The organism is Phenylobacterium sp., from assembly GCF_965284355.1.
Lineage (GTDB): Bacteria > Pseudomonadota > Alphaproteobacteria > Caulobacterales > Caulobacteraceae > Phenylobacterium.
Genome location: NZ_OZ260078.1, coordinates 2,229,566 through 2,250,860 on the forward strand (window position 1 = coordinate 2,229,566; position 21,295 = coordinate 2,250,860).

General features: G+C 69.2%; 23 protein-coding genes and 1 tRNA gene. 10 read left to right on the forward strand and 14 right to left on the reverse strand.

The window, feature by feature from the left end; genetic code table 11:
• Positions 1-53: 53 nt before the first annotated feature.
• Positions 54-878, forward strand: coding sequence for a transglutaminase-like domain-containing protein (locus ACQ66R_RS10805; RefSeq protein WP_430421826.1), 825 nt, complete (start codon positions 54-56; stop codon positions 876-878).
• 7 nt (positions 879-885) lie between these two features.
• Here ACQ66R_RS10805 and ACQ66R_RS10810 read toward each other — a convergent pair whose 3' ends face one another.
• Both ACQ66R_RS10810 and ACQ66R_RS10815 read right to left on the reverse strand, forming a co-directional pair.
• Entirely contained in the window at positions 886-2,736 is a 1,851-nt protein-coding gene (locus ACQ66R_RS10810) for a M3 family oligoendopeptidase (RefSeq protein ID WP_430421827.1), read from the reverse strand.
• A 282-nt stretch (positions 2,737-3,018) separates the two neighbouring features.
• Complete coding sequence (locus ACQ66R_RS10815; protein WP_430421829.1) at positions 3,019-3,747, reverse strand: helix-turn-helix transcriptional regulator; 729 nt, start codon at positions 3,745-3,747, stop codon at positions 3,019-3,021.
• A gap of 92 nt (positions 3,748-3,839) precedes the next feature.
• Here ACQ66R_RS10815 and ACQ66R_RS10820 point away from each other — a divergent pair, with 92 nt between their 5' ends.
• From ACQ66R_RS10820 to ptsN, 5 genes are all read left to right on the forward strand, one after another.
• Positions 3,840-4,571, forward strand: a complete 732-nt coding sequence (locus ACQ66R_RS10820) for a glutathione S-transferase family protein (RefSeq protein ID WP_430421831.1) — start codon at positions 3,840-3,842, stop codon at positions 4,569-4,571.
• Between the two features lie 171 nt (positions 4,572-4,742).
• Positions 4,743-6,248 carry an RNA polymerase factor sigma-54 gene (gene rpoN / locus ACQ66R_RS10825; RefSeq protein ID WP_430421833.1) on the forward strand — a complete coding sequence of 502 codons (1,506 nt, stop codon included), beginning with the start codon at positions 4,743-4,745 and terminating at the stop codon, positions 6,246-6,248.
• Between the two features lie 90 nt (positions 6,249-6,338).
• Positions 6,339-6,980 carry an exopolysaccharide biosynthesis protein gene (locus ACQ66R_RS10830; protein ID WP_430421835.1) on the forward strand — a complete coding sequence of 214 codons (642 nt, stop codon included), beginning with the start codon at positions 6,339-6,341 and terminating at the stop codon, positions 6,978-6,980.
• A gap of 32 nt (positions 6,981-7,012) precedes the next feature.
• Complete coding sequence (gene hpf, locus ACQ66R_RS10835) at positions 7,013-7,648, forward strand: ribosome hibernation-promoting factor, HPF/YfiA family (RefSeq protein WP_430426259.1); 636 nt, start codon at positions 7,013-7,015, stop codon at positions 7,646-7,648.
• 70 nt (positions 7,649-7,718) lie between these two features.
• A complete protein-coding gene (gene ptsN, locus ACQ66R_RS10840; protein WP_430421837.1) occupies positions 7,719-8,183 on the forward strand; it encodes a PTS IIA-like nitrogen regulatory protein PtsN in 465 nt (154 codons plus the stop codon).
• 192 nt (positions 8,184-8,375) lie between these two features.
• Here ptsN and ACQ66R_RS10845 read toward each other — a convergent pair whose 3' ends face one another.
• Together ACQ66R_RS10845 and ACQ66R_RS10850 are read right to left on the reverse strand one after the other, a co-directional pair.
• Positions 8,376-8,801, reverse strand: a complete 426-nt coding sequence (locus ACQ66R_RS10845) for a globin (protein ID WP_430421839.1) — start codon at positions 8,799-8,801, stop codon at positions 8,376-8,378.
• Between the two features lie 4 nt (positions 8,802-8,805).
• The gene (locus ACQ66R_RS10850) at positions 8,806-10,092 is read right to left on the reverse strand and encodes a cytochrome P450 (protein ID WP_430421841.1); all 1,287 of its coding nucleotides are present in this window, start codon (positions 10,090-10,092) and stop codon (positions 8,806-8,808) included.
• Between the two features lie 147 nt (positions 10,093-10,239).
• Between ACQ66R_RS10850 and ACQ66R_RS10855 the strand changes: the two genes are divergently transcribed.
• Positions 10,240-10,836, forward strand: coding sequence for a TetR family transcriptional regulator (locus tag ACQ66R_RS10855; RefSeq protein WP_430421843.1), 597 nt, complete (start codon positions 10,240-10,242; stop codon positions 10,834-10,836).
• A 12-nt stretch (positions 10,837-10,848) separates the two neighbouring features.
• On the opposite strand, the gene ACQ66R_RS10860 is transcribed toward ACQ66R_RS10855, so the two are convergent.
• From ACQ66R_RS10860 to ACQ66R_RS10905, 10 genes are all read right to left on the reverse strand, one after another.
• A complete protein-coding gene (locus ACQ66R_RS10860) occupies positions 10,849-11,118 on the reverse strand; it encodes a DUF1150 family protein (protein ID WP_430426261.1) in 270 nt (89 codons plus the stop codon).
• A 97-nt stretch (positions 11,119-11,215) separates the two neighbouring features.
• Complete coding sequence (locus ACQ66R_RS10865) at positions 11,216-11,638, reverse strand: Hsp20 family protein (protein ID WP_430421845.1); 423 nt, start codon at positions 11,636-11,638, stop codon at positions 11,216-11,218.
• Positions 11,639-11,736: 98 nt separating this feature from the next.
• Positions 11,737-12,126 (reverse strand): GtrA family protein, encoded by a 390-nt coding sequence (locus ACQ66R_RS10870; RefSeq protein ID WP_430421847.1) that lies wholly within the window; start codon positions 12,124-12,126, stop codon positions 11,737-11,739.
• 10 nt (positions 12,127-12,136) lie between these two features.
• Positions 12,137-12,865 (reverse strand): class I SAM-dependent methyltransferase, encoded by a 729-nt coding sequence (locus ACQ66R_RS10875; protein ID WP_430421849.1) that lies wholly within the window; start codon positions 12,863-12,865, stop codon positions 12,137-12,139.
• Positions 12,865-13,824 (reverse strand): glycosyltransferase family 2 protein, encoded by a 960-nt coding sequence (locus ACQ66R_RS10880; RefSeq protein ID WP_430421851.1) that lies wholly within the window; start codon positions 13,822-13,824, stop codon positions 12,865-12,867. Before ACQ66R_RS10880 ends, ACQ66R_RS10875 begins: the two co-directional genes overlap by 1 nt.
• 53 nt (positions 13,825-13,877) lie before the next feature.
• A complete protein-coding gene (locus tag ACQ66R_RS10885) occupies positions 13,878-14,399 on the reverse strand; it encodes a hypothetical protein (protein WP_430421853.1) in 522 nt (173 codons plus the stop codon).
• A 65-nt stretch (positions 14,400-14,464) separates the two neighbouring features.
• Complete coding sequence (locus tag ACQ66R_RS10890; protein ID WP_430421855.1) at positions 14,465-15,823, reverse strand: hypothetical protein; 1,359 nt, start codon at positions 15,821-15,823, stop codon at positions 14,465-14,467.
• Between the two features lie 2 nt (positions 15,824-15,825).
• A complete protein-coding gene (locus ACQ66R_RS10895; RefSeq protein WP_430421857.1) occupies positions 15,826-16,395 on the reverse strand; it encodes a hypothetical protein in 570 nt (189 codons plus the stop codon).
• Between the two features lie 206 nt (positions 16,396-16,601).
• Positions 16,602-16,677, reverse strand: a tRNA-Ala gene (locus ACQ66R_RS10900).
• 136 nt (positions 16,678-16,813) lie between these two features.
• Positions 16,814-17,275 carry a TIGR02300 family protein gene (locus ACQ66R_RS10905; RefSeq protein ID WP_430421859.1) on the reverse strand — a complete coding sequence of 154 codons (462 nt, stop codon included), beginning with the start codon at positions 17,273-17,275 and terminating at the stop codon, positions 16,814-16,816.
• Between the two features lie 121 nt (positions 17,276-17,396).
• On the opposite strand from ACQ66R_RS10905, the gene aroA reads away from it, so the two are divergent.
• The 3 genes from aroA (at position 17,397) to rpsA (ending at position 21,277) form a co-directional block, all read left to right on the forward strand.
• Positions 17,397-18,734 (forward strand): 3-phosphoshikimate 1-carboxyvinyltransferase, encoded by a 1,338-nt coding sequence (gene aroA / locus ACQ66R_RS10910; RefSeq protein WP_430421861.1) that lies wholly within the window; start codon positions 17,397-17,399, stop codon positions 18,732-18,734.
• Positions 18,734-19,390, forward strand: coding sequence for a (d)CMP kinase (locus ACQ66R_RS10915; protein WP_430421863.1), 657 nt, complete (start codon positions 18,734-18,736; stop codon positions 19,388-19,390). The genes aroA and ACQ66R_RS10915 overlap by 1 nt, the downstream gene beginning before the upstream one ends.
• Before the next feature lie 177 nt (positions 19,391-19,567).
• A complete protein-coding gene (gene rpsA / locus ACQ66R_RS10920; protein ID WP_430421865.1) occupies positions 19,568-21,277 on the forward strand; it encodes a 30S ribosomal protein S1 in 1,710 nt (569 codons plus the stop codon).
• The last annotated feature ends 18 nt before the right edge of the window (positions 21,278-21,295 follow it).

Sequence of the window (21,295 nt, forward strand, 5' to 3'; positions counted from 1 at the left end):
CGGTTCCGGCGCGTCCGCGGGATCGACTGCGATGACGGCGCGTTGGCGAGGACATGGCCCTGCACATCCGCGCCGACCTCACCTACGATTTTCCGTCGCCCAGCGAGACGCTGCTGTTGCTGGAGGCGTCTCGCGACGCCGACCAGACGGTGCTGCGCGAGCGGCTGTCCGTCACGCCACAGAGCGATCTGGTGCGCCTGGACGACGGGCCCAGCGGCGAGCGGCGCGCGGTGTTCACCGCCCATGGACGGGTGCACATTCTCTATGACGCCGAGGTGTCGGTGCGGCGCGAAACGCCCCGCCTGGAGGGGGCGGCCCAGGCGCCTATCCGCGACCTGCCGCCCGGCGTCTTGCGCTACCTGCGGCCCAGCCGGTTCTGTCCGTCCGACAGCTTCGAGCGCTTCGTGAATCGCGAGTTCGGGGCCCTGCGCGGCGGCGACCGGGTGGCGGCGATCCTCGACTGGATCGAGGGGCATGTGGACTATGTCGCCGGCGTCAGCGACGCCCAGACCACGGCGCTGATGACGTTCGCCGACCGCGCCGGCGTGTGTCGCGACTTCACGCACCTCGCCATCTCGCTGCTGCGCGCCAGCGACATCCCGGCCCGCGCGGTCAGCGCCTACGCCTGGAAGCTGGATCCGCCCGATCTGCACGCGGTGACCGAGGTGTTCGTGGGCGGCGGCTGGCGGCTGGTGGACCCCACGCGCAAGGCGGAGGTGCGCGACCTTGTGCGGGTGGCGACCGGGCTGGACGCCGCCGACATCGCCTTCATGAGCGTGTTCGGCCGGGCCTCGCTGGTGTCGCAGTCGTTCGCGGTGACCCAGTCCGACGACGAGACGTCCCAGAGCGTGGGCCGCCTCGAAGCCGTCGAGGTCTGATCGGCCGTCAGGCGATCAGCTTCTCCATCTCGTCGAGGGTCTTCTCGAACTTGCCCAGCATGGCGCGGAAGGGCTCGGGCGTCGTCATGTCGACGCCGGCGCGCTTCAGGACGTCCACCGGATAATCCGAACCACCGGCCTTGAGGGCCCCCAGGTAGGCCTCGCGCTCCTTGACGCCCCCGCCCAGGATCCGCTCGGCGAAGGCCGAGGCAGCCGTGACCGAGGTGGCGTACTGGTAGACGTAGAAATTGTAGTCGAAGAAGTGGCCGGGCAGCGCCCACTCCAGGCCGTAGACGTCTTCGATCTGCACCCTGGGGCCGTGGTAGCGCTTGAGCAGGTCGAGGTAGATCGCCGAGGCCCGCTTGCCCGACAGGGCTTCGCCCTTCTCGGCCGTCTCGTGGATGGCCAGCTCGAACTCGGCGAACATGGTCTGGCGGTAGAAGGTGGCGCGCATCATCTCGCAGACGCGATCCAGGTAGAACAGCTTCTCCGCCTTGGTCTTGGCGCCCTTGACCATGTGGGCGACCAGCAGCTGCTCGTTGACGGTCGAGGCGACCTCGGCGGTGAAGGTGGGGTAGCCCGCCAGCTCCCAGGGCTGGGCCTTCTGGGCCAGCAGGGTGTGCATGGCGTGGCCCCACTCGTGGGCGTAGGTCGACAGGCCCTCGTAGTTGTCGGTGTGGTTCAGCAGCATGTACGGGTGGACGTCGTAGGCCGCGCCGAAAACGTAGGCGCCGCCGCGCTTGCCGCGGCTGGGATAGACGTGGACCCAGGGCTTGGACGTGGCGTCGGCGAAGGTCGCCGAGTACTCGGGCCCCAGCGGCTTCATGGCTTCCAGCGACAGCTTGCGGCTGGTCGCCAGATCGAACTTGGCGTCCAGCTTGGTCACCGGGGGATAGAGGTCCCAGTAGCCCATGTCGGACAGGCCCAGCAGCCGGCGGCGCAGGTCGAAGTAGCGGTGCAGGATGGGCAGGCCGCGGTTCGCCTCGGCGATCAGGGTCCGGTAGACGGCCTGCGGGATGTTGGGGCCGTCGACGGCGGCGGCCAGGCTCGACTCGTACTTGCGGGCCTTGGCGTTGAAGATGTCGCCGTTGACCTTGGCCGACAGCGAGGCGCCCAGGCTGCTCTCGAAGCCCTTGAAGGCGTTGAAGAAGGTGTCGAACACCATCTTTCGCTCGCCGCGGTCGGCGGCGGTGCGGGCGCGGGTGTAGCCCTGCTGGTCCAGGCGGACGTCGGCGCCGCCGACCTTGACCGTGGGCCAGGGGATGTCGGAGGCGACCAGCTGCGTGCGGATGTTGCGCGGGCCCTGCAGCGGGTTGCTGGCGGCCGCCAGCAGCGCCTCGCCTTGGTCGTCCAGGGTGTGGGCGGCCTGGCGTAGGGTGTCCATCAGGCCGAAGCGGAACTTCTCCAGGCCCGGGTCGGCCTTCACGAAGCCTTCGATCGTCCGGCGGCCGACACGCAGCAACTCGGGGCTGGTCCAGGCGGTGGCTTCGCCCAGCTTGGCGCTGAGGGCCTGGGCGTTCTGCCGGCGCTCCTGGTCGACGGCGACCTGCAGGTCTTCGTCGCCCTTCAGGGTGGCGTAGACGAAGAGGCGCGCCACCCGCTTGGTGATGTCGGAGATCAGCTGCATCGCGGCCTTCAGCGTCGCGGCGCTCTCGCCCAGCCGGCCCTTGTAGGCGGCGATCCCGGAGAGGGCGGCTTCCACCGCCTTGCGCTCGGTCTCCCAGGCTTCGGGGGTGGGATAGAGATGGGTCAGGTCCCAGACGGTCGGCAGGGCCGCGTCCGCGGCGTTTGCGGCGGCGGGCGCGAAGGCCGCGGCGGCCGCGAGCAGCAGCGCCTGGCGGCGGCTGACGTCGTTCATGGCGTGTAACTCCCCAGGGTCTGGGGTTACGCTTAGGGGCGCCGGGGGTCCGCGCCAAATTACCGAAAAGTCACGGTGGCGAGCGGGCGTCGTGGCGCGACGAGCGGGGCGCGCGCCCTCATATCCCTTCTGAACGTCATGGCCGGGCTTGTCCCGGCCATCCAGAAGCACCGCCTTAGCAGGAGACCCGCAGCGGCGCCGTTCGTACCCGTTCCGGAAGCCGCCTCGTATCTGGGTGGCCGGGACAAGCCCGGCCATGACGTTCCTATTTGTGGCGGGGGCCTAAGCGCTCTCGCGGTGATCCTTGTGGCTGGCCTGCATGCGTTCCCACTGTTCCTGCTGGTGGCGGCGCCAGCGGGCGCGCAGGGACGCGGGACGGTCGGGGTAACGGTCCTCGGTGAACTCGGCGCCGGCGACGCGGTCGGTGCGGAAGCTGCGGAAATCGGAACGCATCTCGCACCAGGCCATGATCAGGCGGCTGGTCTCGTAATAGCCGATGGCGAAGGGCCAGACGGTGCGCCGGGTCTCGCGGTCCTGCTCGTCGCGGTAGGTGAGGATCAACTTGCGGCCGGCGCGGATCTGCTGGCGCACACCCGCCATGTCGATGTTGTCGGGCGTGGTCTTCCAGCTGGGCGCGGCGCGGGTGGCGGGCTCGACCACCAGGGGGCGGAGGTTCTCGGGGATCACCGCGCCGATCTTGGCGATCAGGTCCTCGGCGGCGCGGCGCAGCACCGGGTCGCCCCGGGCGGCCACCATCTGGGCGCCCAGCACCGCGGCCTCGATCTCGTCGGGCGTCAGCATCAGCGGCGGCAGGTCGAACCCGTCCTCCAGGATGTAGCCGACGCCGGCCTCGCCCCGGATCGGCGCGCGCTGGCCGATCAGGTCGGCGATGTCGCGGTAGACCGTGCGCTTGGAGGTCTCGAGCTCCTCGGCGATGGCGTCGGCCGTGATCGGCTTCTTCCCGCGGCGCAGGATCTGGATGATCTGGAAGAGACGATCCGCCCTTCGCATGTTCTTGCACCGTTCTGCTGACAGGATGCTGTCAGCAAGGCCCTGCCATGGTGCCGGTGTCAAGCAAGGCGGTTGGGCAAGGGAGAGGACCGATGATCACGCTTTATGGGTTGGGCGAGGGGTTCGGCCTCCCGGAGATCAGCCCTTATGTCACCAAGACCGAGGTGCAGCTGAAGATGGCGGGCCTGGGCTATGTGAAGGCGCTGGCGCGGCCGGAAAACTCGCCCAAGGGGCAGATGCCGTTCATCGACATCAACGGGACGAAGGTGGCGGACTCCACCTTCATCCGCGCCTTCCTGGAGCGGACCTACGGCCTCGACTTCGACGAGGGGCTGGACGGCGTACAGCGGGCCCAGGCCTGGGCGATCGAGCGGATGATCGAGAACCACTTCGGCTGGGCGATGATCGCCGAGCGGTGGCTCTGCCCGGCCAACTTCGCCAAGGGCCCGGCCCACTTCTTCGACGGCGCGCCCGAGGGCGTCCGCGAGATGGTGCAGGGCCAGGTGCGCAGCAACATTCACGCGGTGGGGATAGGCCGTCACACCGACCTGGAGATCGTGGCCCTGGCCGTGAACTCCCTGGCGGCGGTGTCGGCGATCCTGGGCGACAAGCCCTACCTGTTCGGCGCGCGTCCCTGCGGCGCGGACGCCACCGTGTTCGGGATGCTGGCGGGCGTGCTGACGCCGTTCTTCGAGGGCGAGATCCGCCGCCGCGCCGAGGGCTTCGGCAACCTGGTCGCCTACGTCGACCGGCTGATGGCCCAGTTCTACCCCGCGTTTGAATGGGACCTGGAAGCCGCTGTGAGGAAACCCGTCGCCGCCTGACCCCTCGCAGGCGCTGTCGCCAACTGGGCCTCCGCACGCGCGGGGGCCCTCTTTTTTGGGCCCGTCTGAGGAGGTGCGACAGGGCGCGCCGGCAGAATTTGCCCGCGTTAACCAGTCAGTGGGGAAGCCCGCCTAGCTTGAAGCAAGAAACAGGCCACGGGGGCGGGTTCTTTGGCGCTCAGCGCACGACTAGAGGTTCGGCAGGGACAGGGGCTGGTCATCACCCCCCAGCTGCAGCAGGCGATCAAGCTGCTGCAGATGTCGAATCTCGAACTCGAGGCCTTCGTCGAGACCGAACTCGAGCGCAATCCGCTGCTGCAGCGCGACGAGCGCGACAATGAAGCCGACGAGGCGCCGGTCGCCGACAGCGCGGTCACCAACGAACATGCGGCCGACGCCGATGCGCGCGCCGACATGGACACCACCTACGACGAAGCTTCGCCCGGCGAGCGCGCCACGGGCGACGCGCCGGATGTGGCGGATGCCCCCGCCGCCGACGCCGGCGGCGCCATCGACTGGTCCAAGGCCGGCTCGGGCGGCAGCTTCGACCGCGACAGCGAGCTGGGCGACGGGGCGCTGACCCGCGAGAAGACGCTGATCGAACACCTGCAGGAACAGCTGGCCGCCTCGGGGCTGCGCGGGCCCGACCTGATGATCGCCGGCATGCTGATCGATGCGGTCGACGAGGGCGGATACCTGCGCGCCGAGGTTGGCGAGGTGGCCCAGCGCCTGGGGTGCGCCGCCGAACGCGTCGAGGCGGTGCTGACCGTGATCCAGGGCTTCGACCCCGTGGGCGTCGCCGCGCGCGACGTGCGCGAATGCCTGATGATCCAGCTGAAGGACCGGAACCGCTACGACCCGGCGATCGCCGCGATGCTGGACAACCTGCCGCTCCTGGCCAAGCGCGACCTGGCGGCGCTGCGCAAGGTGTGCGGCGTCGACGACGACGACCTGCGCGAGATGATCGCCGAGATCCGCGGCCTGACGCCCCGGCCCGGCGCCGCCTTTGCGGGCGGCGAGCCGGCGACGCCGGTCACGGCGGACGTGTTCGTGCGCGAGGGCGCCGGCGGCATGTGGAACGTCGAGCTGAACTCCGACACCCTGCCCCGCCTGCTGGTCGACCAGCGCTATCACGCCCGGGTCTCGGGCCAGACCAAGACCGACCAGGAAAAGACCTTCGTCGCCGACTGCATGGCGCAGGCCAACTGGCTGATGAAGAGCCTGGACCAGCGGGCCCGCACCATCCTGAAGGTCAGCTCCGAGATCGTGCGCCAGCAGGACGCGTTCCTGGCCTATGGCGTCGAGCACCTGCGGCCGCTGAACCTGAAGACCGTCGCCGACGCCATCGGCATGCACGAATCGACCGTCAGCCGTGTGACCTCGAACAAGTACATGGCCACGCCGCGCGGCCTGTTCGAGATGAAGTTCTTCTTCACCTCGGCGATCCAATCGTCCGAGGGCGGCGAGGCCCACTCGGCCGAGAGCGTGCGTCACAAGATCAAGCAGCTGATCGACGCCGAGCTGCGCGACGAGGACGTCCACTCGGACGACGCCATCGTCGATATCCTGAAGGCCGCGGGCGTCGACATCGCCCGCCGCACCGTCGCCAAGTACCGCGAGGCGATGCGCATCCCCTCGTCCGTCGAGCGCCGGCGGATGCTGAAGACCCCCGCGTAGGGCCAAAACGCCACAATCGCTGAACTTTTCCAGGCGCTCGGACCTTCCAGCCCTTGGCGCAGCACGTGTGGCGCTCCAGATGCGATTGTGATGTCCGAGACCGTGCACCCTGCCGAATTGCCGGAAGCCGAGCTGCCGCTCTCGGCGGTGCTCGCGGACATCGCCGACTATCCCGAGGAGTCGATCTCGGTTCAGCAGCTGACCGAGCGGTTCGGCGGCCGCGCGATCGGCGCCCTGCTGTTCGTGTTCGGCCTGGCCTGCATGCTGCCCCTGCCTCCGGGGGCGACCACGATCTTCGGCTTCCCGCTGGTGCTGCTGGCGCCGCAGCTGATCATCGGGGCCGCGGTCCCGTGGCTGCCCAAGGGCGTGAAGCATCGCACCATCTCGACCGCGCAACTGAAGGCGAGCCTACCGCGCGCCATCCGCTGGCTCAGGAAGGTCGAGGCCGTGTCCAGGCCGCGGCTCGTGTTCCTGTTCGGTCCGGTGGGCGAGCGGCTGATCGGGCTGGTCTGTCTGGCGCTGGCGCTGGTGCTGATCCTGCCGATCCCGGGCGGCAACATCCTGCCCGCCATGGCGGTGTCGGCGCTGGCCTTCGCGCTGATCCAGCGGGACGGCCTTATCGCGCTGATCGGCTACGGGCTGGCCATCACCAGCGCCTCGGTCCTCGTGCTGGCGGCTCACATTATTGTCAGGATGTTCCTGCACGCCTGGACCGTCGTCACAGCCGCTTGACACCACTCGCGCACTGGCGCGTTGTCATGGGTATGCAAGTCCAGGTGACCGGCAAACATGTCGATGTCGGGGAGGCTCTGCGTTCGCGAGTCGCCGACGAACTCTCAAACAGCATCCTGAAGTATTTCGACCGTGACGGCGGCGGCGCCGACGTCGTGGTCAGCCGAGAAGGCAGCGCCTTCAGGGTCGATTGCTCCGTCGTCCTGGCCTCAGGCCAGCAGCTGACGACTCAGGGCGTCGGCGGGGACGCCCATGTGGCGTTCGACGTCGCGCTCGAGAAGATGAGCAAGCGCGTCCGACGATACAAAAACCGATTGCGCGACCACCATGGACAGGCGCTGGCCAAGCAGGCCGAGAGCGCGGCCTACTTCGTCATCGCCTCGACCGACCTGGACGAGGATGTCGAAGACGTCGACGAGGCCGCCCCCGCCTTCGCCGACCCCATCATCATCGCCGAAACCGAGAAGCCCGTGCGTTCCATGACGGTGTCCCGCGCCGTGATGGAATTGGACTTGACCGAAGCTCAAACAATCGTGTTTCGAAACGCCGCGCACGGCGGGCTTTCGGTGGTATATCGCCGCCCCGACGGGAACATCGGCTGGATCGATCCGGAGCGGACCAAGGGCCGCAACGGGGTCGAGGGAGAGGACACCGGTCCGGCCCACTAGGTGCAACGACGACCCCGGACGCCCGCTTGATAGGCGGCCCCGGGGATCTAGGGGTTAGTTTTTCACGGCCATGAACATCGGCGAACTGCTGGATCGCTCGGCGATCTCGTTGCGCGTGAGCGCAGCCAACAAGAAGAAGGCCCTGGCCGTGATCGCCGAGATCGCCGCCCGCAACTTCCACCTCGACGCCGGAGAGGTGCTCGAGGCGCTGACTGAGCGGGAAGCCGCCGGCTCGACCGGCGTGGGTTATGGCGTGGCCGTTCCGCATGCGCGGCTCGACGGCCTGGAGCGCATGCGCGGCGTCTTCGTGCGCATCGAGCAGCCGGTGGAGTTCGAGGCCGTCGACGACCAGCCGGTCGACCTGCTGTTCGCGCTGTTCGCGCCCAAGAACGCCGGCGCGGATCACCTGCGGGCGCTGGCCCGGGTGTCGCGGGTCATGCGCCAGGGCGAGCTGCGCGAACAGCTGCGCAAGGCTCGCACCGCTGACGCCCTGCACGCCCTGCTGGTCCAGGACGCCGCGCGCCCGGCGGCCTGAGCGGGCCAACGTCGAGGGACGACCCTCCCCCCTTCAGGAACGTCATGGCCGGGCTTGTCCCGGCCACCCAGACACGCAGGCGGTTCAAGGCGGCGGGGCGCAGCAGCGCCACCGCGAACCTTCCGATGGCGTTGCTTCTAGGTGGCCGGCACAAGGCCGGCCATGACGTCCAGAAAAGGTGTTGGGGCGAACCTACGCCGTGATCCGTTCAGGATGCGCCACGTAGCAGTCGAGCTCGGCCAGGGTGATCCGCCAGGCCTGCGCCATCAACGGCGACCACCCGGATCCGCAGACCTCCTCCACCACCTCGGCGATGATCCCGAAGAAGGTGGCGAACACGTCGGGCGGGACGTCGTATCCGGCGTGGGTCACCACCTCGGTCTGGATCATGTGGTCGGCGAACTGGCGGGCGCGGATGAAGTCGAGGATGGCCTCGAACGCCCGCATCAGCATCTCGCCCTTGATGCTGTCGTCTTTGTCCCGCCAGAACAGCGCCTGCATCGGCGGCTGCCGCGCAAAGAGGCGCGCGTAGACGATCGGCGTGAGATCGCCGGCGCGTTCGCCGGCCAGCTCGAGACTGCGTTCGATCGCCTCGGCATACGCCGGGTCGGTCAGCATCCGGCTAGTTCCGGTAGGGGATGATCACCGGCAGGGTCTCGAAGCCGTGCACGAAGGCCGACCAGTTCAGCACCGGCTCGCCCGTGACCTTGATCTCCGGGAAGCGCTTCAGGATCTCTTCCCAGATGATGGTCAGCTGCAGCTCGGCGACGCGGTTGCCGACGCAGCGGTGCACCCCGAAGCCGAACGACATGTGCTGGCGCGGACGCTCGCGGTCGATGATGAACTCGTTGGGGCGGTCGATCACCGTCTCATCGCGGTTGCCCGAGATGTACCACATGACCACCCGGTCGCCCTTCTTGATGGTCTTGCCGCCCAGTTCGACGTCGCGGGTCGCCACGCGGCTCATGTGGGCCAGCGGGGTCTGCCAGCGGATGGTCTCGGAGACCATCGGCAGGATCAGGTCGGGATTGGCGCGCAGCTTGGCGTACTGGTCCGGGTACTTGTTCAGCGAATAGACGCTGCTGGTGATGGTGTTGCGGGTGGTGTCGTTGCCGCCGACGATCAGCAGGATGACGTTGCCCTGGTACGTCTCCATCGACATGTTCCGGGTCGCCGGATTGTGCGCCAGCATCGAGATCAGGTCGTTCTTCGGCGGCGCGTTGACGCGCTCGTTCCAGAGGCCGGCGAAGGCGCCAAAGCACTCCATCATCGCCGCGCCTTTCTGCTCCCAGCTCTCGACGGGGCCGTGACCGGGCATGTTCATGACCATGTCCGACCACCAGGTCAGCTTGCGGCGCTGCTCGAACGGGAAGTCGAACAGCGTGGCCAGGGTCATGGCCGTCAGTTCCTTGGAGACCAGGTCGACCCAGTCGAATTCCTGGCCGATCGGCAGGCTGTCGAGAATCTGGCCGGCGCGCTCGCGCACCAGCGGAGCCATGTTGTGCAGGTTGCTGGGCGCCACCGTCGGGCTGACCGCCTTGCGGGCCGGGCCATGCTCAGGCTCGTCCATGGTGATGAACCCGGCGTTGCCCCGCCGGCGTTCGCCCATCACGCGTTCCTGCTCCTTCAGGGCCTCGAGATTGGCCAGGCCGATGCCGTCGGCCGACGAGAAGGACTCATGGTCGGTGTCGACCGCCAGGATGTCGTTCCACTTGGTGATCGACCAGTAGGGGCCGAACTCGCTCTCGGGCGTGAAGTGGACCGGGTCTTCGCGGCGCAGGCGCTCGAACACCGGCCAGATGGTGTCGTGGTAGAAGCGGTCCACCTTGGCGGGGTTCAGCTTTTCCAGCGGCGTGGCGGCGATCTCGGCGGCCGCATCGGCGGCGGTGACCTTCACGGCGATATTCATGTTTCTTCCCGGTTGGAGACCGCCGACCGCGTCTGACGCGCAGCTTCGGCAAATTGACAGCCCACAAGCTGAGCCCACTTCCGGATTATGTCAACGCACATTGACTTGGTGGCTGACGTCCACGGTCCTTCGTGCCAGGATCGTGCGATGACCGACGCCCTGCTCGCCCGCGCCGCGCCCCGCAAGCGAAACGCCGAGGCCACGCGTGCGGCGATCCTTGAGGCCGCCAAATCGCAGTTCGCGATGCTGGGCTATGACTGCGCCGTGCTGCGCGACATCGCCCGCGAGGCCGGTGTCGATGTCGCGCTGGTGAAGCGCTACTTTGGGGGCAAGGAGGCGCTGTTCGTCGAGGCGCTGAAGGCCTCGTTCGTGGCCGACGGGATGGGCGGCTGGGACCGGGCCACGATCGCCCAGGAACTGGCGACCACGCTCGCCGGCAGCCCGCACGAGGACCAGGCGAGGACCCACAGGTTCCAGTTCCTGCTGCGGGCCGCCACGTCGCCCACCACCGCGCCGCTGCTGAACGTGCTGGTGCACGACCGCTTCATGGACCCGATCCGCCAGTGGCTGGGCGGCGTCGACGCCGATGCGCGGGCCCGCGTGTTCGCCGCGACCTACATCGGGTTCCTGGTCGAGCGCCTGGTGCGGGGCGATGCGCTCCACGGTCGCGAGCGCGACGTGTTCATCGACCGCGTCACCGCCGTCTTCGCCGGCCTGATGACCGACGAGCCCGCACAGGCGTAAGGCCTCTCTCGGCTAGTGGACGGACACCGGGGCCAGTTCGTGGGCCAGGGCGGCGGCCATGGCAGCATCCCGATCGGTCAGGACCGCCAGGCGTTCGCCATCGGCGCGGTGCACCGCATACAGCGTCTGGTTCGGATCCAGCTCGAAGCTCTCGATCTGGGATTGGGGCGTGTTGGCGATGATCTCGGCGGCCTTGATCGGCCGCACGTAGACAAGGCTGGGCGCGCCCAGGGCGGCAAAGGCTTCAGTCGTCAGAATAGGCGTCATCATGACCACCTCCATAAAACTCAACGCTTCGAAAGGCCGCGGGTTCAGCCGACCTTTCATTTGACGGGACTCCGGCTTGTCCGGCCGCCCCAGGGACTATTCCTTGCTCAGCTCAGCCCGCCGTGCGGATCGGGATGGATTGCACGCGTTTCTCAGGCTCGGGCCGCGCCAGGTCGATATGAAGCAGACCGTGCTCAAGGATCGCGCCTTCCACCACCATGCCGTCGGCCAGCACGAAGCTTCGCAGGAAGCCCCGGGCGGCGATGCCGCGGTGGAGGTAGGCGTCTTCGGACCGGGCCGTGCCGCCGTCGCGCTTGCCGATGACCACCAGCTGGCGGTCCTCGACGGTCACGCTGAGCTGGTCGGGCGAGAAGCCCGCCACCGCCAGGGTGATGCGCAGATCGCCGTCGCCGCGATCCTCCACGTTGTAGGGCGGATAGCTTTCGGCGGCCGCCTTGGCCGCCCGTTCGATCAGGCTGCGGGTATGCTCGAAGCCCAGCAGAAAGGGACTGTCGAAGATCAGGCTACGGTTCATCCAAAGAGTCCTCGCGGGAAGCGACTCTCCGGCCGACACGCCCGATATCGGCACGTCTCGACCGGACCCTCCCTATGTGGGGATCGGGACCGAAAGGATCAATGCGCGCGGAAGGCCCAAAGGCGCTGGAGCACGAACGAGAGGGCGGGCACCGCCACGGCCACCACCGCGAGGCCGGCCTCGAACGGCCAGCCGCCCCGTTCCACCAGGAGCCAGGTCAGGCCCTGGGTCAGCGCCAGGCCGAGCAGGGACACCACCACGAAGCGCACGAACTGCGGCCCGTGCCAGAGGGCGCGGCGGAAGGTGAAGCGGGCGTTGCCCAGATAGCTGACGCCGACGGCCGCCGCGTAGCCCACGAAATTGGCCGCCATCGGCGTGAGGCCCGCCAGCTCGCGGGCGGCGAGGGCGGCGGCCACATGGGTCAGGGTGGCGGCGGCGCCGACGACGGCGAACAGCGGGACCTGCTGGAGGAGCGGCCGCTCGGTCATCCTTCGCTCTTCATGGGCGCTCGGCGATCAGCAGGATCGAGACGCCGAAGGGGATATCGGTGGCCCGCAGGATCGCCTTCTCGGCCCCGAACAGGCGGCGCAGCAGACCGTTGAGCGGCGCGGGCGGCAGGGCCTCGTCGTCGCCGCCCTTGATCCTCGCCGCGGACTTGGCCAGGCGCACGGCGGCGATCGGCGGGAACAGCACCGAATTGAAGTGGGTGGCGCGGCGCACCTTGAGCCCCGCGGCGTCGAACAGGCGGCGGTAGGCGGGCATCGTGTAGCGGCGCTTGTGGTGGTGGTGGGCGTCGTGCTCGCTCCACATCCACGGGTAGGCCGGCACGGTGGTGACCAGGAACCCGCCGGGCTTCAGCAGGGCGCCCAGGGCCGCGACGGCGCCGGCGTCGTCGTCCACGTGCTCGACCACGTCGAAGGCGGCCACCATGTCGAAGGGACCGCCCAGGTCGGGCAGGCCGTCGGGCAGCAGGCCGCCGTCCACCGGCACGCCCGACTGCTCGGCCGCATAGGCGCGGGACTCGGCGTCGGGCTCGATGGCGCGGACGTCGCCGAAGGCCTTCAGGAGCTCCAGATTGCCCCCGGGGCCGCAGCCCACCTCCAGGATGCGCGCCGGCCGGGGCAGCGGCAGGCGGGCGATCTCGGCCGACAGGATCTCGCGCCGGGCGGTGAACCACCAGTGCGTCGCCTGGAGGCCCCGCATGCGATCGTAGATGCGGCGTTCCATCAGTCGTCGAACCCGACGCGGTCGCGGATGAGGTAGATGGGGCGGCCCTTCACCTCCTGGTACATGCGCCCGATGTACTCGCCCAGGACGCCCAGGGCGATCATCTGCAGCGCGAAGGCGAACAGGATCACCACCATCAGCGAGGCGTAGCCGGGCACGTCGCGCCCGACCACCAGCACCCGGACCACGATGATCGCCGCCGCCAGCAGCGCGACGACCGCCGACGTGGCGCCCACCACCGTCCAGACCCGCAGGGGGGCCGTCGAGAAGGAGGTCATGCCGTCCAGCGCAAAGCGGAACAGGCGGCGATAGGGAAACGAACTGGTCCCCGCCACGCGTTCGGGCCGCACGTAGGGCACGCCCACCTGGCGAAAACCCACCCAGGCGAACAGCCCCTTCATGAACCGGTTGCGCTCGGGCAGCGCCTTCAGGGCCTCGACCACCGCGCGGTCCATCAGGCGGAAGTCGCCGGTGGAGGCCGGGATCTCGCGCTCGGCCAGCCAGTTGAATGAGCGGTAGAACAGCCCCGCCGTCCAGCGCTTGGCGCGGGTGTCGGACGAGCGGTCGGCGCGCACGCCGTAGACCACGTCGTAGCCCTGCTCCCACAGCGCCACGAAGTCGGCGATCAGTTCAGGCGGATCCTGCAGGTCGGCGTCCAGCGGGACCACGAGGTCGCCGAGCGCGACGTCGAGACCGGCGGTCAGCGCCGCCTCCTTGCCGAAGTTGCGCGACAGACCGACCAGGCGGATGCGCGGGTCGGCGGCGGCCCGGGCGGTCATCCGCGCCCAGGTGTCGTCGCGGCTGCCGTCGTCGACGCAGACGATCTCCAGCGCCAGGCCCAGCTGGCCCACCGAAGCGTCGAGGCGCTGGAACAGGGCGTCCAGCACCTCGGCCTCGTCGTGCATCGGGATGACGAGGCTGAGCGTTCGGCCGACGCGGGTCCGCGCCGGCGAGGCCAAGGGTGCGCCCGCAGTCGAAACGCTCGGGGGCGAAACGCTCGGCGGGGCCGGGGTCACTGGGCGACGAAGCCGATGGTCACCGAATCGAACACGCCCGTCTTGTCGGCGGAGACGACCCGCACGACGGCCTGGTGCGGGCCCGGCTTGATGACGCCGGCGGGCAGGGTGACCGTGAAGCCCGTGTTCTCCAGCGCCGGGGTCTTGAAGTAGTCGGCCACGTCCTTGCGCTGATGGCCGTAGCTGGTGGGATAGGCCACGCCGTCGATCACGATATCGACCGCGGCGCCGGGGGCCTTGGCCACGGGATCGAAGCCGAAGCCGGTCAGGGTGACGGGACCCGCGGCGCTGATCCTGGCGGGCGTATTCACCGGGTCCTTGGCGTCGTTGATCACGTCCAGCGAGAAGCCGGCCATCTCGGCGCGCTTGGGCAGGTTGGCCGAGGCGGCCGCGGGCGCGGCGGGCGCGGCGGCGGGGGGCGGCGGCGCAGCGGGCTCGGCCGGGCGGGGCTTGGGCTGGTCGCAGGCGGCGAGCGAGAGGCAGGCCAGGACGGCGAGCGGCGTCGTAACGGATTTCAAGTTCGGATCTCCCGGTCAGGAGGGCTGATTGCCACAACCGTCAGGCGCGGAGAAGGCCGCGGGCGTCATCGCCGCCCAGGTCTGGCGATCAGCAGCCCGAGCGAGGACAGGGCCACCAGGGCGGCCAGCACGTTCGAGGGGAAGATGTAGCGCGCGTCGGCCGCGGGGCTGGCGACGAACAGGAGCGCCGGATAAGTGAACGCCCCGGCCAGCATGGCCAGCAGCAGCGGCGCATAGGCCCGCTCGCGCAGGGCCGCCATCCCGCCCAGCCCGAGGGCCAGGACGTAGAGCCAGAACGGCCGGGTCCACAGCGACGGCTGGGCCTCAAGGATGTGATGCACGACCTGGGCCGAGAGGTCGGGGTGGGCGAGTGTGAGGCCGAAGCTGTTGGCGTCGATCCCGGCGTGGGTGGGATAGAACACCCCGTCCCTGGCCATGCCCATCTGTTCGACGAAGACGGTGGTGCGGTGCGAGAGGTAGCAGACCGGCTCCTTCAGGATCACCGGCAGCCACGCGCGCGCGACCTGTCCGCCGGCCTCGCCCTCGACCAGCTCTGGGACGCCCGGCCGCTTGGCCAGCGTCATGTGCAGATGGCGCGGATCGTAGGCCTTGCGCAGGTGGTAGGCGCTGGTCCCCGGCGGCGCGATGCCGGGAGGCAGGTAGTTCCGGTCGGCGCAGGCCGAGATGCCGATCAGGTCGAACTGCTGGGTGCCGCCCAGGCTGGCGGGCGCCGGCATCCGCAACAGATCGGGCAGCCGCCACTGGGTGGAGGCCCAGGCCAGGCCCAGAGCGCCCACGACGCACACCACGACGAACGGACGGGCGAAGCGGGCGGGCCGCCCCAGCAATGGCGACCAGACCATCAGCGCCAGCAGGAAGGCCACCAGCACGAAGGCGTTGTAGCGCAGCGCGACCGCGCACCCGAACGCCAGGATCGCCGGCGCCAGCAGCAGCGGCTGTCCATAGCGCGCCGCCAAGAGCCAGAGCGCCAGGCCGAGGAAGGCGAAGCTCGCGGTCGGCACGTCGCGCCAGTGGGCCAGCATGGGGCCCAGCACCGCCGGCGACAGGGCGATCAGCGCGCCGAACCCGACGCAGAGCAGGAAGGCCACGGCGCGGTTGCGCACGAGGAGGTGCAGCACCACCGCGGCCGATGCGAAGAGCGTGGCGGTCTGGAAGACGAAGACGCCCCAGGTGGAGGCGCCCAGCCGCTCGCTGACCTGGAACATGTAGGTGTGCAGCGGCGGCCACAGCATGGTCTGCACGCCATAGCGGGCCTGCTGGTAGGCGAAGAGACTGTCGTACGACATGAAGCCCGGCCACGCCGGGTAACAGACCAGGGCGGTGGCGACGGCGGCGAACAGCAGCGAGGCCAGCCAGCCGGGTTCGCCCAGTTGCGCGGCCAGGGGAGAGGTCGGGCGCGCCACGGCTAAAGCTCCACGGCGCCCAGCGCGCAGACCGCCTGGCCGTTGTCGATGACGCCGTACGCCTTGACGTGGCCCGTGAGCGCATAGGCGACCCCCTCCCAGCCGGTCGTGGGCGAGGTGACGGCCGGGACGACGCGCGGCACGTCGGGACGGCTCCGGCCCGTCTCGCCGACCCCCACGATGATGTCCGAGGCGTCCACGAGGATCACCCGCGGCACGGGCGCCTTGGCCGCGTACTCCCAGCCCCAGCCCTCGATGATCGCGCCCGGCGGCTGGCCGCGGTGGACGCGGATCACGCGATCGGTGTTGCCCATGCAGACGCCGTCCGCGGGAAACGCCGTGCGCAGCGGCTTGCCGATCAAGGCCGCCGCCCAGGCCGGAGCCGTCGGGGCCGCAGCGTCGTCGGCGGGCAGCGCCTTCGCCGCGGTCGGCGGCGGCAGGGCGCGCGGGGCGCGGGACTTTTCGGGGTCGGTCCAGTCGGGGCGCGAGCAGGCCGAGGCCGCGAGGAGGACCAGCCCGGCCACGGCGATCCGGGCGGCGTTGGCGGTCGTCCCTGCGGCCGGCGTCAGCATGCCCCATTCCTAGAGCGTTGGACGGTTCCTTTGAACCGCCCAACGCTCAAGACCTCTGCTTGAAGATAGACCATTCGTCGTGCCGCGCCTGAACCAACCAAAGCGACGAATGGTCTAGGGTGCGAAGCAGAGTCGCGTCGAGGCCTGGGTTGAGAGCGGTGGTCGCTGAAAAGGAGAAGGCCCGCAGCGGTAGCTGCGGGCCTCCATGGTGGAGCTAAGCGGAGTCGAACCGCTGACCTCTTGAATGCCATTCAAGCGCTCTACCAACTGAGCTATAGCCCCGAGGTCCGGGTCTTCCCAAGGGCGGGCCCCCAGGAAGGCGCGGAACCTATTCAAACCGGTTCCCGCGATCAAGCCCACTTTGTAAGCTTTTTTGACGCGGGGTCCGCGCGGGCTTGGTGACCCGCGCGGCCGGAGTTTATCGGTCGTCTTCGCCCTCGCCGGGAAGGCCTTCGATTTCCGAGTCGTCGAAGTCGTCTTCGTCCTCGTCCTCAAGGAACGGAACGTCGTCGTCTTCAGCTTCGGCGTCGTCGTCGGTGAACTCGCCGAGGTCTTCCGAGACCGCGCCGGCGCCCGGCTCGTCGGCCGTGTCGTCGTCGTCGGTGACGAGCGGCGGTTCGTCGACCACCTCGTCCAGTTCCGGCGTGACGGCCTCGTCCTCTTCTTCGTCCTCGTCGGCGTCCTTGTCGGCGACCTGATCTTCGACCTGATCGTCGTCGGGCACGATGGTGCGCGCACGGACACGGCGGTTACGCACGGCTTCGTCAGGATCGAACTCGTGCGCGCACTTCGGACAGTGCGCGGGACGTTTGCCCAGATCGTAGAACTTAGCCTGGCAGTTCGGGCAGATTTGCTTGGTGCCCAGTTCGGGATTTGCCAAAGGCGGCGACCCTCTAATATTGAAATTTCGCGGAGGCGGCGTCCCTTGCCACGGAGGGGGCCGCCTGTCAAAGCAATCGCCCCCGACATTTCACCCCGCATCCGGAGGCGCGTTTCGAGACATGACGGCGGCGAACCTGACCGCCAGGCGCGCAGGCCCCCTGAAGGGCGTCGTGCGGGCTCCGGGGGACAAATCCATCAGCCATCGCGCGCTCATCCTGGGCGCCCTGGCCAGCGGCGTGACCGAGATCGAGGGCCTGCTCGAGGGCGACGACGTCAAGCGGACGGCCGCGGCCATGGCCGCGTTCGGGGCCGGCGTGGAGCGGCTGGGCGACGGAAAGTGGCGCGTGGAGGGCCGGGGCGGCTTCTCCGAGCCGGCCGACGTGGTCGACTGCGGCAACGCCGGCACCGGGGTTCGGCTGATCATGGGCGCGGCGGCCGGCTTCGACATGGCCGTCACGTTCACGGGCGACCAGTCGCTGCGCGGTCGGCCGATGAACCGCGTGCTGAAGCCGCTGGGCCAGATGGGCGCCACGTGGATCTGCCGCGCCGGCGGCCGCCTGCCGCTGACGCTGAAGGGCGGGAACCTGCGGAGGATCGCCTACACGCTGCCCGAGCCGTCGGCGCAGGTGAAGTCGGCGGTGCTGCTGGCGGGCCTGCATGCCGAGGGCGGCGCCGAGGTGATCGAGCCCGAAGCCACCCGCGACCACACCGAGCGAATGCTGCGGGGCTTCGGCGCCGAGATCGAGGTGCGTGAGGTCGGCGCCGGGCGCCACGTGATCCTGCCGGGCGGCCAGACGCTACGCGGGACGAAGATCCACGTGCCGGGCGACCCGTCCTCGGCCGCGTTCCCGCTCGTGGCCGCCCTGGTGACCCCAGGGTCCGAGGTGACGGTGCAGGGCATGCTGCTGAACCCGCTGCGCATCGGCCTGCTGGAGACGCTGGGCGACATGGGCGCCGACATCTCGGTGACCAACGTGCGCGACGAGGGCGGCGAGACGGTGGCCGACGTCACCGCGCGGCATTCCGAACTGGAAGGCGTCGAGGTGCCGCCCGAGCGGGCGCCGTCGATGATCGACGAATACCCGATCCTGGCGGTGGCCGCCGCCTTCGCCCGCGGCAAGACCGTGATGCGCGGCATCGGCGAGATGCGCGTGAAGGAAAGCGACCGCATCGCCCTGATGGCGGCGGGCCTGGCGGCCTGCGGCATCGGCGTCGAGGAAGAGCCCGAGACCCTGACCGTCGTGGGCGCCAAGCGCGGCAACCACCTGGTGGCCGGCGGGGCGGGCGTCACCACCCACGGCGACCACCGCATCGCCATGAGCCACCTGGTCCTGGGGATGGCCGCGGAGGCGCCCGTCAGCGTCGACGAACCCGGCATGATCGCCACCAGCTTCCCGGGCTTCGTCGGGATGATGCGCGGGCTGGGTGCGGAGATCGGCGAAGCGGTCGACGCCTGATGCCCTTCGTCATCGCCGTCGATGGGCCTGCGGCGTCCGGGAAGGGGACGATCGCGACGCGGCTGGGGGCCATGTTCGGGCTGCCGGTGCTGGACACCGGGCTGTTGTATCGGGGCGTGGGCGTGCTGACCGAGCGCGCGGGCGAGAACCCGGACGACCCGCAGGCGGCGGGCGCGATCGCCGCCACCCTGACCGCCGGCCAGCTGGACGATCCGACGCTCAGGACCCGGGCGGCCGGCGAGCTGGCCAGCCGGGTGGCGATCCACCAGACGGTGCGCTCGGCCCTGCTCGACTTCCAGCATGCCTTCGCCCGCCAGCCGGGCGGCGCGGTGCTGGACGGGCGCGACATCGGCACGGTGATCTGCCCGCAGGCGCCGGCCAAGCTGTACGTCACCGCCACGCCGGAGGTGCGCGCCGAGCGCCGCTGGAAGCAGCTGACCGGCCAGGGCGAGGACGTGGGCTACGACGATGTGCTGGCCGATATCCGCAAGCGCGACGCCCGCGACGGCGCCCGCGAGGCCGCCCCCATGGTGGCCGCCCCGGACGCGGAGTTGCTCGATACGACCGAAATGACTATAGAGCAGGCCGCCGATGCAGCCCGCCGCATCGTCGAGGCAGCGCGCGCGCGCTGGGAAGGCTCGCAAGAGACGACCTAGCCCGCAAATCCAACCGCGCCTTTCCCTCGGTCGCTGCGGGCAAATCTCACCGCGTGGGCCCTTCCTCCGGGAAGCCGACTGCGCCTTCGGTTGCAACCCTTAACCCGACCCGCGGGACTCCGTCCGTCATCTCTCGGGATGAACGGCGCCAACGGTCATTTGAAGACGAAAGACAATATGGCTGACGATATGAGCCTGAACCCCTCGCGCGACGACTTCGCCGCGCTGCTCGACGAGTCCCTCGGCGGGCGCGACTTCATGGAAGGCCAAGTGGTCCACGGCAAGGTCGTGGCCATCGAGAAGGACTTCGCCATCGTCGACGTCGGTCTGAAGACCGAAGGCCGCGTGTCGCTGAAGGAATTCTCGGCGCCGGGCGAAGACAAGCCGCCGCTGAAGGTGGGCGACACCGTCGAGGTGTTCCTGGAGCGCGTCGAGAACGCGATGGGCGAGGCCGTCATCAGCCGTGAAAAGGCCCGCCGCGAGGAAGCCTGGACCCGTCTGGAAGAAGTCTACGCCAAGAACGAGCCGGTGATGGGCGTCATCGTCGGCCGCGTGAAGGGCGGCTTCACCGTCGACCTGGGCGGCGCCTCGGCGTTCCTGCCCGGCTCGCAGGTCGACATCCGCCCGGTGCGCGACGTCGGCCCGCTGATGGGTCGCGAGCAGCCCTTCGCCATCCTGAAAATGGACCGTCCGCGCGGCAACATCGTCGTCTCGCGTCGCGCCATCCTGGAAGAAGCCCGCGCCGAGCAGCGCACCGAACTGGTGTCGCAGCTGCAAGAGGGTGAAGTCCGCGAAGGCGTGGTCAAGAACATCACCGACTACGGTGCGTTCGTGGACCTGGGCGGCATCGACGGCCTGCTGCACGTCACCGACATGAGCTGGAAGCGCGTCAACCACCCGAGCCAGGTCCTGGCCGTGGGCGACACCGTCAAGGTGCAGATCGTCAAGATCAACCCCGACACCCAGCGCATCTCGCTCGGCATGAAGCAGCTCCAGTCCGACCCGTGGGACGGCGTGGAAGCCAAGTACCCGGTGGGCGCGAAGTTCACCGGCCGCATCACCAACATCACCGACTACGGCGCCTTCGTGGAGCTGGAAGCCGGCGTCGAGGGCCTGGTGCACGTGTCGGAAATGTCGTGGACGAAGAAGAACGTCCACCCCGGCAAGATCGTCTCGACCTCGCAGGAAGTGGATGTGGTCGTGCTGGACGTCGATCCGTCCAAGCGCCGCGTCTCGCTGGGCCTCAAGCAGGCCCTGGCCAATCCGTGGGAAGCCTTCGTGGCGGCTCACCCGATCGGCTCGGTCGTCGATGGCGAAGTCAAGAACGCCACCGAGTTCGGCCTGTTCATCGGCCTGGAAAACGACATCGACGGCATGGTGCACCTGAGCGACCTGGACTGGGCCGTGTCGGGCGAAGAAGCCATCGCCAAGTACCAGAAGGGCGAGTCCGTGAAGGCCCGCGTCCTGGACGTCGACGTCGAGAAGGAGCGTATCTCGCTCGGCATCAAGCAACTGTCGGGTGACCCGCTGCAAGGCGACACCTTCCGCAAGGGCCAGACCGTCACCACGACCGTGACCGAGATCACCTCGGGCGGCATCGAGGTGAAGTTCGGCGAGGACGACGCGCCGATGACGGCCTTCATCCGCAAGTCGGACCTGAGCCGCGACCGCGCCGACCAGCGCCCCGAGCGTTTCGCCGTCGGCGACCGCCTGGACGCCCAGGTGACCAACGTCGACAAGGCCGCGCGTCGCGTGTCGCTGTCGGTGAAGGCCCTGGAAATGGCCGAGGAAAAGGAAGCCATCGAGCAGTTCGGCTCGTCGGACTCCGGCGCCTCGCTGGGCGACATCCTGGGCGCGGCTCTCCGCGAGAAGGCCCAGAAGGAATAGTCCAAGCCTCAACAGCTT